The sequence below is a fragment of the Variovorax sp. 01N425 genome, assembly GCF_056399465.1.
In genome coordinates this window covers 40,191-54,072 of sequence record NZ_JBFTRJ010000026.1, presented here as the reverse complement: position 1 = coordinate 54,072, position 13,882 = coordinate 40,191, and the positions used below count along the sequence as shown (strand labels likewise).

General features: G+C 69.2%; 14 protein-coding genes. 7 read left to right on the top strand and 7 right to left on the bottom strand.

Annotated features, from left to right (window positions below; all coding sequences use genetic code 11):
* Positions 1–248: 248 nt before the first annotated feature.
* Positions 249–839, bottom strand: a complete 591-nt coding sequence (gene ureE, locus AC1DSC_RS30790) for an urease accessory protein UreE (RefSeq protein WP_369663462.1) — start codon at positions 837–839, stop codon at positions 249–251.
* Positions 840–910: 71 nt separating this feature from the next.
* Between ureE and AC1DSC_RS30785 the strand changes: the two genes are divergently transcribed.
* Complete coding sequence (locus tag AC1DSC_RS30785; protein ID WP_015867019.1) at positions 911–1,138, top strand: AbrB/MazE/SpoVT family DNA-binding domain-containing protein; 228 nt, start codon at positions 911–913, stop codon at positions 1,136–1,138.
* Positions 1,135–1,539: a type II toxin-antitoxin system death-on-curing family toxin gene (locus AC1DSC_RS30780; protein WP_015867018.1), complete on the top strand. Its 405-nt coding sequence runs from the start codon at positions 1,135–1,137 to the stop codon at positions 1,537–1,539. Before AC1DSC_RS30785 ends, AC1DSC_RS30780 begins: the two co-directional genes overlap by 4 nt.
* 3 nt (positions 1,540–1,542) lie before the next feature.
* Here AC1DSC_RS30780 and ureC read toward each other — a convergent pair whose 3' ends face one another.
* The 4 genes from ureC to AC1DSC_RS30760 are packed head-to-tail and all read right to left on the bottom strand — an operon-like array spanning position 1,543 to position 4,532.
* The gene (ureC, locus tag AC1DSC_RS30775) at positions 1,543–3,285 is read right to left on the bottom strand and encodes an urease subunit alpha (RefSeq protein ID WP_369663461.1); all 1,743 of its coding nucleotides are present in this window, start codon (positions 3,283–3,285) and stop codon (positions 1,543–1,545) included.
* Positions 3,286–3,288: 3 nt separating this feature from the next.
* Positions 3,289–3,594, bottom strand: a complete 306-nt coding sequence (locus AC1DSC_RS30770) for an urease subunit beta (RefSeq protein ID WP_056594107.1) — start codon at positions 3,592–3,594, stop codon at positions 3,289–3,291.
* An 8-nt stretch (positions 3,595–3,602) separates the two neighbouring features.
* Positions 3,603–4,202, bottom strand: coding sequence for a HupE/UreJ family protein (locus tag AC1DSC_RS30765; RefSeq protein ID WP_369663460.1), 600 nt, complete (start codon positions 4,200–4,202; stop codon positions 3,603–3,605).
* 27 nt (positions 4,203–4,229) lie between these two features.
* Entirely contained in the window at positions 4,230–4,532 is a 303-nt protein-coding gene (locus AC1DSC_RS30760) for an urease subunit gamma (protein WP_018906796.1), read from the bottom strand.
* A gap of 105 nt (positions 4,533–4,637) precedes the next feature.
* On the opposite strand from AC1DSC_RS30760, the gene AC1DSC_RS30755 reads away from it, so the two are divergent.
* The 3 genes from AC1DSC_RS30755 (at position 4,638) to AC1DSC_RS30745 (ending at position 10,170) form a co-directional block, all read left to right on the top strand.
* The gene (locus AC1DSC_RS30755) at positions 4,638–8,255 is read left to right on the top strand and encodes a hybrid sensor histidine kinase/response regulator (protein WP_369663459.1); all 3,618 of its coding nucleotides are present in this window, start codon (positions 4,638–4,640) and stop codon (positions 8,253–8,255) included.
* A gap of 12 nt (positions 8,256–8,267) precedes the next feature.
* Positions 8,268–9,377, top strand: a complete 1,110-nt coding sequence (locus tag AC1DSC_RS30750; protein ID WP_369663458.1) for a response regulator transcription factor — start codon at positions 8,268–8,270, stop codon at positions 9,375–9,377.
* Between the two features lie 142 nt (positions 9,378–9,519).
* Positions 9,520–10,170: a hypothetical protein gene (locus AC1DSC_RS30745; protein WP_369663457.1), complete on the top strand. Its 651-nt coding sequence runs from the start codon at positions 9,520–9,522 to the stop codon at positions 10,168–10,170.
* A 27-nt stretch (positions 10,171–10,197) separates the two neighbouring features.
* Here AC1DSC_RS30745 and AC1DSC_RS30740 read toward each other — a convergent pair whose 3' ends face one another.
* Complete coding sequence (locus tag AC1DSC_RS30740; RefSeq protein WP_018906800.1) at positions 10,198–11,118, bottom strand: LysR substrate-binding domain-containing protein; 921 nt, start codon at positions 11,116–11,118, stop codon at positions 10,198–10,200.
* A gap of 100 nt (positions 11,119–11,218) precedes the next feature.
* Here AC1DSC_RS30740 and AC1DSC_RS30735 point away from each other — a divergent pair, with 100 nt between their 5' ends.
* The gene (locus tag AC1DSC_RS30735; RefSeq protein WP_369663456.1) at positions 11,219–12,430 is read left to right on the top strand and encodes a pyridoxal-phosphate dependent enzyme; all 1,212 of its coding nucleotides are present in this window, start codon (positions 11,219–11,221) and stop codon (positions 12,428–12,430) included.
* Between the two features lie 32 nt (positions 12,431–12,462).
* Positions 12,463–13,449 (top strand): tripartite tricarboxylate transporter substrate-binding protein, encoded by a 987-nt coding sequence (locus AC1DSC_RS30730; protein ID WP_062365615.1) that lies wholly within the window; start codon positions 12,463–12,465, stop codon positions 13,447–13,449.
* A 40-nt stretch (positions 13,450–13,489) separates the two neighbouring features.
* Here AC1DSC_RS30730 and AC1DSC_RS30725 read toward each other — a convergent pair whose 3' ends face one another.
* Complete coding sequence (locus AC1DSC_RS30725; protein WP_015867007.1) at positions 13,490–13,798, bottom strand: DciA family protein; 309 nt, start codon at positions 13,796–13,798, stop codon at positions 13,490–13,492.
* Positions 13,799–13,882: the final 84 nt, after the last annotated feature.

Here is a 13,882-nt window from a genome sequence, read left to right as displayed (position 1 = left end):
CGGCCACGTGCCAGTGCAACAAGACCGTCGGTAGATGTGCAGTCTGTTCCTCGTTTCGTTGCGCCTCGATCCTCAATGCCTCGCAAGCGATACAGCTTGGTAGAAAAACCAACCCAAACCCGTGCTTGACTGCGCGAGAAGTCCCGGTAAAGGAGGAGGCCGCAGGCCGGGGGACATTCGCTTCGCCGCGTACCCCGTCGGCGGGAGCGCGCCCTGAATGACGCACAACGCACCAAGCCGATCTCATTTCAGTGCGAGTGCCCATGATGGCCGTGATCGTGCGAATGATCATGGTCATCGAGCAGTTCCGGTGCGAGCACGAGCGGCTTCGGACCCTTGCTGCTGCCATGCGCGTGGTCGTGGCCGGCGCCGTGCGAATGCTCGTGCGACCCGTAGGCGCCGCCCTCGGGCTCGAAGGCTTCCTCGACCGCGACGACGATCAGGTGCATCGAGCGCAGCATGTCGGCCAGCACATGGTCGGGCTCGATCTTCAGGTGGTCGGGCTTGAGCTCGATCGGCACATGCCGGTTGCCCAGGTGATAGGCTGCGCGCGTCAGGTCGAACGGCGTGCCGTGGGCCGTGCAATGCGTGATGCGCAGCACCGGCTGCGGCGCCGCGATCACGCGGACCAGCGAGCCGTCCTCGGCCACCAGCACGTCGCCGCCGCGCACGGCGGTGCCGCGCGGCAGGAACACGCCGATCTGCCGGCCCTGCGAATCGGTGGCATCGAAACGGCTTTTCTGGCGCACGTCCCAGTCGAGCTCGATGGTGGCGGCGCGCTTGAGCAGCACGGGCGCAAGGCCGCGGCCTTGGGGCATGAGTTTGTTGGCGGTGAGCATGGTGGCTTGCGACTCCCAGTAAGGCGGAATAATATAACGTTTGTTATAACTTCGATTGAATGGAGCTTTCCATGTCCGCCCTCAAACTGACCCAGATCGGCAACTCGGTCGGAGTCATCCTGCCCAAGGAAGTGCTGGCGAGCATGAATGTCGGCAAGGGTGACACGATTTACCTGACGCAAGCCGCAGGCGGGGGGTTCACCATGACTCCGTATGACGAGGAGTTCGAGCGCCAGATGGAAGCAGCCCGCCGCATCATGAAGAAGCGGCGCAACGTGCTGCGCGAGCTCGCCAAGTGAGCGCCGCGAACGACGCCTGGGTCTGGCTCAGCCTTCAATTGATTCATGCTGTCCACGAAGAACAGCTGGCCGAGCATGGAGGTCCCGCCGGAGTACGCGACGAGGGGCTGCTCGTTTCCGCCATGGGGCGACCGCAAAACCGGGCGCTTTATGAATCGCCCGACGCGGCGGCACTGGCTGCGAGCTACGCCTTCGGGATTGCTCGCAACCATCCATTCACCGACGGCAACAAAAGAACGGCTTTCGTCGCCATGGAAGTTTTTCTGGACCTCAATGGGTTTGAGCTTCGCGCGACCGACCACGATTGCGTGCTGACCACACTCAAGCTCGCCGCCGGCCAGCTCGAGGAAGAGGCGCTTGCGGAGTGGATCCGCGCTCATCTCGCGCCTCGGAGCAGCTGACATTCAGAACAGAAAATACCGCTGCGTCAGCGGCAGCTGCACCGCCGGATCGCAGGTCAGCAGATGCCCGTCGGCGCGCACCGCATAGGTCTGCGCATCGATCTCCATCTTCGGCGTGTAGCCGTTGTGGACCAGGTCCTTCTTGCGCACATTGCGGATGTTCTTCACCGCGCTGAGGTGCTTTGCCAGGCCGTAGCGTTCCTTGATGCCCGCGGCCAGTCCGGCCTGCGAGACGAAGGTCAGCGAGCTCCTGGCCAGCGAGCCGCCGTAGCTGCCGAACATCGGGCGGTAGTGCACCGGCTGCGGCGTGGGGATCGACGCGTTGGGGTCGCCCATGGCAGCCATGGCGATGGTGCCGCCCTTGATGAGCGTGAAGGGCTTCACGCCGAAGAAGGCGGGTTTCCAGATCACGATGTCGGCCCACTTGCCGACCTCGATCGAGCCCACCTCGTGCGCAATGCCGTGCGAGATGGCGGGGTTGATCGTGTACTTGGCCACGTAGCGCCTGGCGCGGAAGTTGTCGTTGCGCTCGTTGTCCTCGGGCAGCTTGCCGCGCTGCAGCTTCATCTTGTGCGCGGTCTGCCAGCAGCGCAGCACCACTTCGCCGACGCGGCCCATGGCCTGGCTGTCGGAGCTGAACATGCTGATCGCGCCCAGGTCGTGCAGCACGTCCTCGGCGGCAATGGTCTCCTTGCGGATGCGCGACTCGGCAAAGGCCAGGTCCTCGGCAATGCCGGCGTCCAGGTGGTGGCACACCATGAGCATGTCGACGTGCTCGTCGAGCGTGTTCACGGTGTAGGGCATGGTGGGGTTGGTGGAGGAGGGCAGGAAGTTCTCCTCGCCCACCACGCGCAGGATGTCCGGCGCATGGCCGCCGCCCGCGCCTTCGGTGTGGAAGGCGCAGATCGAGCGGCCGCCCACGGCCGCGATGGTGTTCTCGACGAAGCCCGATTCGTTGAGCGTGTCGCTGTGGATCGCCACCTGCGTGTCGGTGGCGTCGGCCACGTCCAGGCAGTTGCTGATGGCCGAAGGCGTGGTGCCCCAGTCCTCGTGCAGCTTCAGGCCCATGACGCCGGCTTCGATCTGCTCGTGCAGCGCATCCGGAAGGCTCGCATTGCCCTTGCCGAGGAAGCCCAGGTTCATCGGGAACGCATCGGCCGCCTGCAGCATGCGTTCGATGTGCCAGGGGCCGGGCGTGGCGGTGGTTGCGAAGGTGCCGGTGGCGGGGCCGGTGCCGCCGCCCAGCATGGTGGTGATGCCGGAGGCGAGCGCTTCCTCGATCTGCTGCGGGCAGATGAAGTGGATGTGGCTGTCGATGCCGCCGGCCGTGACGATGTTGCCCTCGCAGCTGATGATCTCGGTGCCCGGGCCGATGACGATGTCCACGCCCGGCTGCACGTCGGGGTTGCCGGCCTTGCCGATGGCGGCGATGCGCCCGTCCTTCAGGCCGATGTCGGCCTTCACGATGCCCCAGTGGTCGAGGATCAGCGCGTTGGTCAGCACGGTGTCGACGGCTCCACCGGCCGTCGGGCCGCTGCCTTTGCCGTCGCGAGTGCGCTGCGACTGCGCCATGCCGTCGCGGATGGTCTTGCCGCCACCGAACTTCACCTCTTCGCCGTAGCCGCCGGCGCGCAGCGTGTAGTCGGCCTCGACCTCGATCAGCAGGTCGGTGTCGGCGAGCCGCACCCGGTCGCCCACGGTGGGGCCGAAGATCTCGGCGTACGCACGCCGTCCAATCGTTGCCATGGCTTAGAGCTTTCCTTGAACGAGGCCGCGAAAGCCGTAGACGATGCGATCGCCTGAAAAATCGACGAGCTCGACCGTGCGCTGCTGGCCCGGCTCGAAGCGCACCGCGGCGCCCGAGGCGATGTTCAGCCGCATGCCGCGCGCAGCCTCGCGGTCGAAGCCGAGCGCGCCATTGGTTTCGGCGAAGTGGTAGTGCGAGCCGACCTGGATCGGCCGGTCGGCGGTGTTCTGCACCACCAGCGTGAGCGTGCGGCGGCCCGGGTTGAGCGTGTGCTCGCCGTCGTCGGTGAGGAGTTCGCCAGGGATCATGGCCGGCCTCAGATGGCCTGGGCCAGCAGCGTTGCGCCCAGACCGAGCACAGCGGCGCCGGCCACGCGGGGCAGCCAGGCGTTGGCGCGCCGCAGCGCCCAGCCCATCGCGATGCCAGCGGCGTGCAGCAGCACGGTGGCGCCGACCATGCCGGCCAGCGTCAATGCGGCGCCTTGTTCGCCCGCGAGTTCGTGGCCATGCGCCACGCCGTGGAACACCGCGAACACGCCGACCACTGCCATAGCCACCACGGCCGGCAGATGCACGCGCGTGGCGACCAGCAGGCCCAGCACCAGCAGCGAGGCCGCGATCATCGGTTCGACGGCCGGCAGCTGCACGCCTGCGAGTCCCATCAGCGCGCCCACGAGCAGCATGCCCGCGAAGGCGAGCGGCGCCCACAGCAGGTCGGGCCAGGCGCGGCGCGCGGCCAGCGCGCTCCAGAGGCCGACCGCGACCATCGCCGCCAGATGGTCGGCGCCGGTCAGCGGGTGCAAAAAGCCGGTGGCAAAGCCGTGGTGCACGCCGCCATCGGCACCGGTGTGGGCGCTGGCCGCGAGCGGCAGCAGCATGGCAATGAGGGCAAGCGTCTTGGAAGCGTTGTGGCGCATGGCAGGCTTTCTTGTTCCGAGGGAGAGTCAGACGATGGGTTGGTGCACGGTGACGAGCTTGGTGCCGTCGGGAAAGGTGGCTTCCACCTGGATGTCCGGGATCATCTCGGCGATGCCGTCCATCACGTCGGCGCGGGTGAGCACGGAGCGGCCTTCGCTCATCAGCGCCGCGACGCTCTTGCCGTCGCGCGCGCCTTCCATCACGGCGGCGGAGATCAGCGCGACGGCTTCGGGGTAGTTGAGCTTCAGTCCCCGCGCCTTGCGGCGTTCGGCCAGCAGTGCTGCGGTGAAGATCAGCAGCTTGTCTTTTTCGCGCGGGGTCAGTTCCATGGGAGGCGGCTTCGGGTGGCGGGGAGGTCGGCCATTATTGGGCAGGCTTCGTCTTTGCAACAGTCGTGCCGGTGTTCGCCAAAAGACGTATGGATGGCACGAAAGATGCACCGAAACGGTGTGAACCCGGATGCCGCCACCCCCAGCCCCGACGACGCGCCCCAGCGCATCGTCAAGGTGCGGCGCGACTACAACAGCTGGGTGGCGAGCGAGACGCTCGAGGACTACGCGCTGCGCTACACGCCGCAGCGCTTTCGCAAGTGGTCTGAATGGCGCGTGGCCAACACGGCCTTCGGCGCGGCTTCGTTCCTGGTGCTGGAGGCCGTGGGCGCGACGCTGCTGGTGCAGTACGGCTTCGCCAACGCGTTCTGGGCGATCGTGGCGACGGGGCTCATCATCTTCCTGGCGGGCCTGCCGATCAGCGTGTATGCCGCGCGCTACGGCGTCGACATGGACCTGCTCACGCGTGGCGCGGGCTTCGGCTACATCGGCTCCACGCTCACCTCGCTGATCTACGCCTCGTTCACCTTCATCTTCTTCGCGCTCGAGGCGGCGGTGATGGCCTATGCGCTCGAACTCGCGCTGGGCGTGCCGCCGGTGTGGGGCTACCTGGTGTGCGCGCTGGTGGTGATTCCGCTGGTGACGCACGGCGTCTCGGCCATCAGCCGGCTGCAGCTGTGGACCCAGCCGCTCTGGCTGGTGATGCTGGTGGTGCCCTTCGTCTTCGTGCTGGTGCGCGATCCTGGTGCGTTTGCTGGCATCGTGCACTACAACGGTGTGAAGGCCGGCGCCAAGGGCTTCGACCTGCACCTGTTTGGCGCGGCGCTGACCGTCGGCATCGCCTTGATCACCCAGATGGGGGAGCAGGCCGACTACCTGCGCTTCATGCCCGCGCGCACCGCCGCAGGCGCGCGGCGCTGGTGGGCCGGCGTACTGGCCGGCGGGCCGGGCTGGGTGGTGCTGGGGGTGGTCAAGATGCTGGGCGGCGCGCTGCTGGCCTACCTGGCGATCACGCACATGGTGCCGGCCGAGCGCGCGGTCGATCCCAACCAGATGTACCTGGCGGCCTACGAGTACGTGTTTCCGAACTACGGCTGGGCGGTGGCCGCGACCGCGCTGTTCGTGGTGATCTCGCAGCTCAAGATCAACGTGACCAACGCCTATGCGGGCTCGCTGGCCTGGAGCAATTTCTTCTCGCGCGTGGCGCACAGCCATCCGGGGCGCGTGGTGTGGGTGGTGTTCAACGCGCTCATCGCCTTCATGCTGATGGAGATGAACGTGTTCGAGGCACTGGGCGACGTGCTCGGCCTGTTCGCCAACATCGCCATCGCCTGGATGATGGCGGTGGTGGCCGACCTGGTCATCAACAAGCCGCTGGGCCTGTCGCCGCCGGGCATCGAGTTCAAGCGGGCGCACCTGTGGGACATCAACCCGGTGGGCGTCGGCGCGATGGCGCTGGCCTCGGTGCTGTCGATCACCGCGCACCTGGGCGTGTTCGGGCCGCTCGCGCAGGCTTTTTCGGCGCTGATTGCGCTGGGCACGGCGCTGGTGGTGTCGCCGCTGCTGGCCTGGGCCACGGGCGGCAAGTACTACCTGGCGCGGGGCTCGGCCGGCCAGGGCGCGGTTGCCTTCGCCCCGGCCGCGGGCCCGCGCGCGGTGCGCTGGGCGCGGGTCGTGCATGCAGTGGACGAGGGCAGCTACCAGCGCCTCAAGGTGCAGCACTGCGTGATCTGCGAGCGCGAGTACGAAGGCCCCGACATGGCCCACTGTCCGGCCTACCAAGGCGCGATCTGCTCGCTGTGCTGCACGCTCGACGCGCGCTGCGGCGACCTGTGCAAGCCGCATGCGAGCCTGTCGGCGCAATGGTCCTCGGTGCTGCGCTGGCTGCTGCCGCGCTTCAGCTGGCGCTATCTCGACACCGGCCTCGGGCACTTCCTGCTGCTGATGCTGATCATCGTGCCGGTGCTGGCGGTGGTGTTCGGCGTGCTCTACCAGCAGGAGCTGCGCGCATTGGGCGAGAGCGCGCTGCAGCTGGCCTCGCAGTCAGAGCTGGCCGAGGCGCTGGCCGGCGTGCAGCAGTCGGCACTGCGCTCGGGCTTTCTCAAGGCCTACATGGCGCTGCTCGTGATTGCGGGCGTGGTGGCCTGGTGGCTGGTGCTGGCGCACCAGAGCCGCAAGGTCGCGCAGGAGGAATCGAACCGCCAGACCCATCTGCTGATGCGCGAGATCGAACTGCACCGCGCCACCGACCGCGCCTTGCAGTCGGCCAAGCAGACGGCGGAGGAAGCGCGCGAAGTCGCCGAGCAGGCCAAGCTCGCGGCCGACGAGGCGCGCCGCGCCGCCGACCAGGCCAACCAGGCCAAGAGCCGCTACATCAGCGCCATCAGCCACGAGCTGCGCACGCCGCTCAACAGCATCCTGGGCTACGCGCAGCTGATGGGCGAGGATCAGTCCGTGCCGCCGCACCGCCAGCAGGCCGTTGCGGTGATCAAGCGCGGCGGCGAACACCTGCTGTCGCTCATCGAGGGCACGCTGGCCATTGCCCACATTGAGGCCGGCAAGCTCACGCTGCATGCCAGGCCCATGCGCTTTGCCGACACGCTGCGCGAGCTGGCCGACATGTTCGAGCTGCAGGCGGCCGAGAAGGGCTTGCGGTTCCGCTTCGAGACCACGGGCAGCTTGCCCGAGGTGGTGCGCGCCGACGAGAAGCGCGTGTGCCAGATCCTCATCAACCTGCTGGGCAACGCCATCAAGTTCACGGCCGTGGGCGAGGTGAGGCTGCGGCTGTCGTATGCGCGCGAATTCGCCTCGGTCGAGATCGAGGACACCGGCCCCGGCATGACGGCCGAGGACATCGAGCGCATCTTCGAGCCCTTCACGCGCGGCGATGCGGCCGCGGCTGCGACGCCCGGCGCGGGGCTGGGCCTCACCATCGCCAAGATGCTGACCGACCTGATGGGCGGCGAGATGAAGGTGCGCAGCACGCCCGGCGAAGGCTCGCTCTTCTGCGTGCGGCTCTTCCTGCCGCGCGTGCACGACGCGGCTGGCGCCTCGGGCCGGCCGGCGCCGGTGCAGCCTGCGCGGCGCGGCTACGAAGGCCCGCGCCGGCGGCTGCTGGTGGTCGACAACGAGGAGGCCGACCGCGAGCTGCTGGGCCATGTGCTGGCGCCGCTCGGCTTCGAGCTGCGCAGCGCCGCCAGCGGCCACGATGCACTCGACCTCATTGCGGCCGGCTACCGGCCCGACGCGATGTTCGTCGACCTTGCCATGCCCGGCATCGATGGCTGGGAGACCATCCGCCGCGCGCGCAGGCTCGGCCTGGCCGATGCCAGCGTGGCCATCGTCTCGGCCAATGCCTTCGACAAGGGCCTGGAGAACGACGTGGGCATTGCACCGGAAGATTTCTTCGTCAAGCCGGTGCGCCACACGGAACTGCTCGACTGGCTCGAACGCCGCCTCGGCCTGCGATGGACCGACACCGCCGCCAAGCCCGCGCCCGCCGCCGCGGCGCGCGCCATGCAGGCGCCATCGCTTTCGAGGCTGCGTGCGCTCGACGAAGCGGTGAGCCTGGGCTACTTTCGCGGCATCATGAACCAGCTCGACGAAATCGACGCCGACGAGCCTGAATGCCTGGCCTGGACCGAAGCGCAGCGCGTGCTTGCGCGCCAGTTCCAGTTCGAGGCCATGAGCCGGGCGCTGGCTGCCGCGGTCGGCGCGGCCTGAAGAACAACCCCCATGGAAACCACTCCGCTTGCAAGAACGCTGCGCGAACAGGGCGCCAACAGCGACCTCGTGCTGATCGTCGACGACGTGCCTGACAACCTCGCGGTGCTGCACGATGCGCTCGACGAGTCGGGCTACACCGTGCTCATTGCCACCAGCGGCGAGCAGGCGCTGCAGCGCGCCGCGCAGGCCCGCCCCGACATCGTGCTGCTCGACGCGATGATGCCGGGCATCGACGGCTTCGAGGTGGCGCGCCGGCTCAAGGCCGACGCCGCGACGGCGCACATTCCCATCGTCTTCATGACCGGCCTCACCGAGACCGAGCACCTGGTGGCCGCGCTCGAGGCCGGCGGCGTCGACTACGTCACCAAGCCGATCAAGCCCAAGGAAGTGCTGGCCCGCATGAACGTACACCTGCAGGGCGCCCGCCGCGCGCGGCAGGACGCGCGCCAGGCCGGCCAGGCGCGCAATGCGCTCGACGCCTTCGGCTACGCGAGCATCACGGTGCGCCTGCCCGAAGGCAAGCTGATCTGGCAGACGGCGCTCGCGCGCGAGCTGCTGCAGCGCTACTGCGACACCCGCGCGCCCGAGACGCCGCCCGTGGTGCTCGAATGGCTGCGGCGCCATGCGCCCGAGGCCAGGCAGCAGGGCATCGAGCCGCCGGCGCTTTCGATCGTGCGGCCGAGCGTGGGGGCCACACCGAGCGCCGCCGGGCCGCCCCAAGGCGCGAGCGGCCCCCTCGGGGGGCAGCGAGGACACGCAGTGCCGAGCGTGGGGGCCACACCAACCACGAGCAGCCTCAGCCTGCGGCTGCATCGGCAGACCGGGCAGGACGACGATGGCGACGAATGGATGATCGTCATGCGCGAGATTTCCGACACTGCCGTGATCGAGGCCATGAGCCTGAGCCTGAAGCTCACGGCGCGCGAGGCCGAGGTGCTCTACTGGGTGGTCAAGGGCAAGACCAACAAGGACATCGGCGAGATCCTGGGCAGCAGCCCCGCCACGGCCAAGAAGCACCTGGAGCGGGTGTACGTGAAGCTCGGCGTCGAGACCCGCACGGCCGCCGCGGGCGTGGCCATCAAGCGCATCCGCGAGCTGCAGCCGCAGTTCGAGATCTGAGAATCCGCCTTGCGGGCGCCGCGCCGCCGCGGTGACTTTGGCCATCCCTAGAATGCCGGGGACTTCGGGATGACGGGCGATGAAAAAGAACAGACGCAGAACAACAAGGATTCGACGACTTCGGCCGCAACCCGCCTGGCTGATGGCGGCTTGCACTTTGGCCAGCGCGGCTGCCCAGGCCGCGGGCCATTTCGACGTGGACGATGCAGGCATGCTCGATCCGGGCCAGTGCCAGTACGAAGCCTGGTGGGGCCGCACCGGCACCGAGCCGGTGAACGGGCTGCACATCGGCCCGTCCTGCCGCGTCGGGCCGGTCGAGCTCGGGTTCAACGCCGACCGGCTGTCGGCGCAGGGCGTGCATTCGGTCACCGCGGGGCCGCAGCTCAAATGGAATTTCTACGGACCCGCTGCCGATGCGCCGCTGAGCGCGGCGCTGTCGCTCGGCGCCGTGTTCGACCTCCGGCGCGGCGGCCGCGCCGGCGGGCAGCTGGTGCTGCCGGTCACTTGGCGGCCGGCGGACAGCCTGCAGGTCCACGCCAACCTCGGCGCCGACTGGGCCACCGGCACGGGGGCCCGCACGCCGCGCGGCGGGCTGGCGGCGGAATGGGCGCTCGATGACAAGGTCTCGCTGATCGCCGAGCGCAGCCGCGCATCGGGGGTGTGGACCTCGCGCGTCGGCGGGCGCTTCAGCCTCACGCCGCTGGTCAGCGTGGATGTGAGCGCCTCCAGGACGGGGCCCGGCGGCGTGCGCGGCTTCGTCGTGGGGCTGAACCACGAGTTCGGCTTGAAGTAGAAGGGAGAAAAGAGGAGGCGCGCGGCTTCAGCGCAGGTAGCGCTGGATGCGCTTCTCGTCCTCCGCCAGCTGCCGGCGCATGAGCGAAAGAAAGTCGCGCGCGGTGGTGGACAGCACCTTGCCCGCGGGCAGCGCCAGCACGCACGAAAAGAACACGTCGACCGAGAGGCGGCGCACGACGAGGCCGCGCTCCGCGTAGTCGAGCGCGGTGATCGGGTTGACCAGCCCCACGCCCAGGCCGCGCACGGCCATCTCGCACACGCTGGCCGCGTAGGGCGTCTGCACCATCACCCGGAGCGACGCGCCGCGCTCGGCCAGTGCGGTTTCGAGCCCGCGGTGCGAAGGGTCCTCGGGGTTCAGTGCCAGGAAGGGCACCTGCGCGAGCTGTTCGGGCTCGACGCGCTTGAAGCGCGCCAGCGCATGGCCTTGCGGCATCACGACCACGCCGGGAAAACGCGCGAAGGTCGAGTGATCGATGCCTTCGAGCGGCAGTTCATCGGCCATCAGGCCGAAGTCGGAGACGCCCTTCGCCACGCGGTCGCGCACGTCCTTGGAGCTGAGCACCTGCAGCGACACCTGCGGCCAGGGGTTGTCGCCGCGCTGCGCCTTCAGGCGTTCCAGTGCGCGCGGCATGAAGCCCAGGCCGAAGGCCGGATAGCAGCTGAGCTCGAGCTGGTTGGTGCCGAAGTCGCGCAGGCTGCGCATGCGGTGCTCGATCGCCTCCATGCCGATGAAGACGCGTTCCACCTCGCTCCACAGCGCCTGCGCCTCGGGCGTGGGCACCAGCCGCCCGCCGGTGCGCTGGAACAGCAGCATGCCGGCCTGCGCTTCGAGCCGCTTGAGCGACTGGCTGATGGCGGGCTGCGTCACATGCAGCAGCGCCGCGGCCTTGCGGGTGGAGCCGGCGCGCATCAGGGCCCGGAACGTCTCTATTTCGGTGAAGCGCATCGATAAGTTTTCTTATCGCTTGAGTATTTCAAGCTAGATGATTTTATTTGTAGATGCCTAAGATTTCGGCACGACTTCCCCAGCCAAGACCCCGCTGAACATGCCTGCACCCGTCATCCACTTCAAGCTCGCCTCGGCTTCCGAGCCGCCCGCCGATCCGCCAGGCGCCGCGCGGACCCGTCCGCCGCGCCCGGTGAAAAACCCCCGGTTGCAGGGTTTTCGGTGCCTGCGCTGCGATGCCCCCTATCCGCTCACGCTGGCGAACGACGGCTGCCCCGCTTGCCGCGGCATGGGTGTCCACGTCGGGCTGCACGCGAGCTACCTGCCTGAGAGCGGCAGCCCCCTGCCCATGCCCTACGCGCCGGGCTTCACGCTGGGCGAGGGCGGCACGCCGCTGCTCGACATGCCGGAATTGGCGCACGAATTCGGCGTGGCGCGGCTCGCGCTCAAGGACGAATCGTGCAATCCCACGGGCTCCCACAAGGACCGCATGGCCGCGGTGGGCGTGGCCCAGGCGCTGGACTTCGGCGCCCACACGCTGGTGCTGGCCTCGTCGGGCAATGCCGCGGTCTCGGCGGCGCACTATGCATGGGCTGCGGGGCTGGGCTGCGAAGTGGCCACTTACGAGGGCCTGCCCGCCGCCTACGCGCGGCAGCTCGATGCGCTGGGTGCGCGGCGCTACGCCTTTGCCGACAACGCCGGCCGCTGGGCCTTCGTGCGCGAGCGCTCGCAGCATCCGGGCTATTTCGCGCTGACCAATTTCCGCCTGCCCGCCCTGGGCAGCGCGCCGCTCGCGATCGAGGGCTACAAGCCCATTGCGCTGGAGTGCCTGGCCGAGGGCGGCCTGCCCGACCACGTCGTGATCCCCACGGCGCGCGGCGACCTGGCCTGGGGCATCTACGCGGGCTTTCGAGACCTGCTGGCCGCCGGGCGCATTTCGCGGCTGCCGCGGCTCTGGCTGGTGGAGCCTTTTGCGCGCCTCTCGCGCGTGCTGGCCGGCGGCGCGCTCGATGGCGCGTACCCCGGCCACACCGCGCAGTTTTCCACCGCCGGCTCCACCGTGACCTTCCTGCAGTGGCAGGCGGCCGTCGCCTCGGGCGGCGGCGCGGTGGTGGTGAGCGACGACCAGGCCCGCGCCGCCCGGCAAAAGCTCACGGCGGCCGGCGTGAGCGCCGAGCTGTGCGCGGCGGCCGGGCTGGACGCGCTGCGCCAGCTGCGCGAGCGCCATGCCATTGCGGCTGACGCCCACGTGGTGCTGATGCTCACCGCCAATGCCTCGCGCGACCCGAGCTGGCCCGACCGGGCCGCCTGAACCTCCGACGCACCCCAGAAGGAATCGAAACCATGCACGCAATGCAACGCCGCGCCTTCCTGGCTGCCGGTTCGGCCGCCGCCCTGTTTGCCGCCACCGCGCAGCGCGCCTGGGCGGCCTTTCCCGACAAGCCCATCAAGCTGATCGTGCCCTGGGCCGCCGGCGGCAGCACCGACGCCATTGCCCGCGCCATGGCGCAGCGCATGAGCCAGACGATCGGCAGCTCGGTGATCGTGGACAACCGGCCCGGCGCCGCCGGCCAGATCGGCACCGAGGCGGCGGCCAAGGCCGCGCCCGACGGCTACACGCTGGCCATCGTCGAGCTGCCGCACGCCATTGCGCCCGCGGTGACGGCGCGGCTGCCCTACGACCTGCTGCGCGACTTCACGCCGGTGACGATGATCGGCACCTCGCCGCTCGTGTTCTTCGCGGGCATGGACAACGACAGCCGCGATTTCAAGACCTTCGTCAAGACCGCGGCCGCGCGGCCGATGCCGCCGGCCATCGCGCACAGCGGCGCCGGCACGGTGAGCCACCTGGCGGCCGAACTGCTGGCGAGCCGCACCGGGATCAGGTTCAACATGGTTCCCTACCGCGGCTCGGCGCCGGCGCTCACCGACGTGGCGGCGGGCACGGTGGCCGGGCACTTCGCCACGCTGGCCAGCGGCTCCAGCCTGCTGGGCGCCAACCGGATCCGCCCGCTGCTGGTGACGAGCGCGCAGCGCGTGGCCATTCCGGGGCTCAAGGAAGTGCCCGCGCTGGCGGAGAGCGGGCTCAAGGGCATGGAGATCGACCAGTGGTGGGCGCTGGTGGCGCCGGCCACCACGCCACTGGAGCTGATCGAGCGGCTGCGGCGCGAGGCGATCGCGGCGCTGGACCATGCGTCGGTGAAGGAGCGCATGGCGGTGCTCGGCGTGCAGCTGAAGGGCTCCACCACGGGCGAGCTGCGGGCCTTCATGCGTTCGGAGGCCGAGCGCTGGCAGAAGGTGGCGCACGGCATCGGGCTGCAGCCGCAATAGGCGGGGCCGCCCGGCCGTTCGAGGGGACGGCTTTTCTTGCTCAGCGTCCGGACTGCACCTTGATCCGGATCGTGTTCACGTCCCAGCCCTTGCTGCGCAGCCGCGTGACCAGCATCGGCGACAGCTGGCGCAGCTTGGCGGCCGCCGCGCTGCCGTTGACCAGCAGGCACCACACGTCGCCCTCGGCCGGGCCGGCCTGCACGGCCGGGCGCATGGCCGGCGGAATCAGCCCCTCGACCGCCCGCAGCCGCTCGCTCGCGTCGCGCGCACGGGCGATCAGGCTCGCCAGGGTGGGCGAACCTTCGGCGGCCTGCTGCAGCGTGAAGGGGGGGACGGAGCGGCGATTCATGGGTAATCCGGAGGGAGGAACAAGGGCAGCTAAAATGCCCGGTTTGCCGACGCTTGCGCCGGCAGATCCGGTCTGGAGCCGCTT

Excerpts from the sequence above, each read along its gene's own strand:
- ureE (WP_369663462.1), bottom strand. The coding sequence starts at position 839 with ATGCTCACCGCCAACAAACTCATGCCCCAAGGCCGCGGCCTTGCGCCC.
- AC1DSC_RS30760 (WP_018906796.1), bottom strand. The coding sequence starts at position 4,532 with ATGGAACTGACCCCGCGCGAAAAAGACAAGCTGCTGATCTTCACCGCA.
- AC1DSC_RS30755 (WP_369663459.1), top strand. The coding sequence starts at position 4,638 with ATGCACCGAAACGGTGTGAACCCGGATGCCGCCACCCCCAGCCCCGAC.
- AC1DSC_RS30735 (WP_369663456.1), top strand. The coding sequence starts at position 11,219 with ATGCCTGCACCCGTCATCCACTTCAAGCTCGCCTCGGCTTCCGAGCCG.
- AC1DSC_RS30730 (WP_062365615.1), top strand. The coding sequence starts at position 12,463 with ATGCACGCAATGCAACGCCGCGCCTTCCTGGCTGCCGGTTCGGCCGCC.
- AC1DSC_RS30745 (WP_369663457.1), top strand. The coding sequence starts at position 9,520 with ATGGCGGCTTGCACTTTGGCCAGCGCGGCTGCCCAGGCCGCGGGCCAT.
- ureC (WP_369663461.1), bottom strand. The coding sequence starts at position 3,285 with ATGGCAACGATTGGACGGCGTGCGTACGCCGAGATCTTCGGCCCCACC.
- AC1DSC_RS30725 (WP_015867007.1), bottom strand. The coding sequence starts at position 13,798 with ATGAATCGCCGCTCCGTCCCCCCCTTCACGCTGCAGCAGGCCGCCGAA.
- AC1DSC_RS30770 (WP_056594107.1), bottom strand. The coding sequence starts at position 3,594 with ATGATCCCTGGCGAACTCCTCACCGACGACGGCGAGCACACGCTCAAC.
- AC1DSC_RS30750 (WP_369663458.1), top strand. The coding sequence starts at position 8,268 with ATGGAAACCACTCCGCTTGCAAGAACGCTGCGCGAACAGGGCGCCAAC.
- AC1DSC_RS30765 (WP_369663460.1), bottom strand. The coding sequence starts at position 4,202 with ATGCGCCACAACGCTTCCAAGACGCTTGCCCTCATTGCCATGCTGCTG.
- AC1DSC_RS30740 (WP_018906800.1), bottom strand. The coding sequence starts at position 11,118 with ATGCGCTTCACCGAAATAGAGACGTTCCGGGCCCTGATGCGCGCCGGC.
- AC1DSC_RS30785 (WP_015867019.1), top strand. The coding sequence starts at position 911 with ATGTCCGCCCTCAAACTGACCCAGATCGGCAACTCGGTCGGAGTCATC.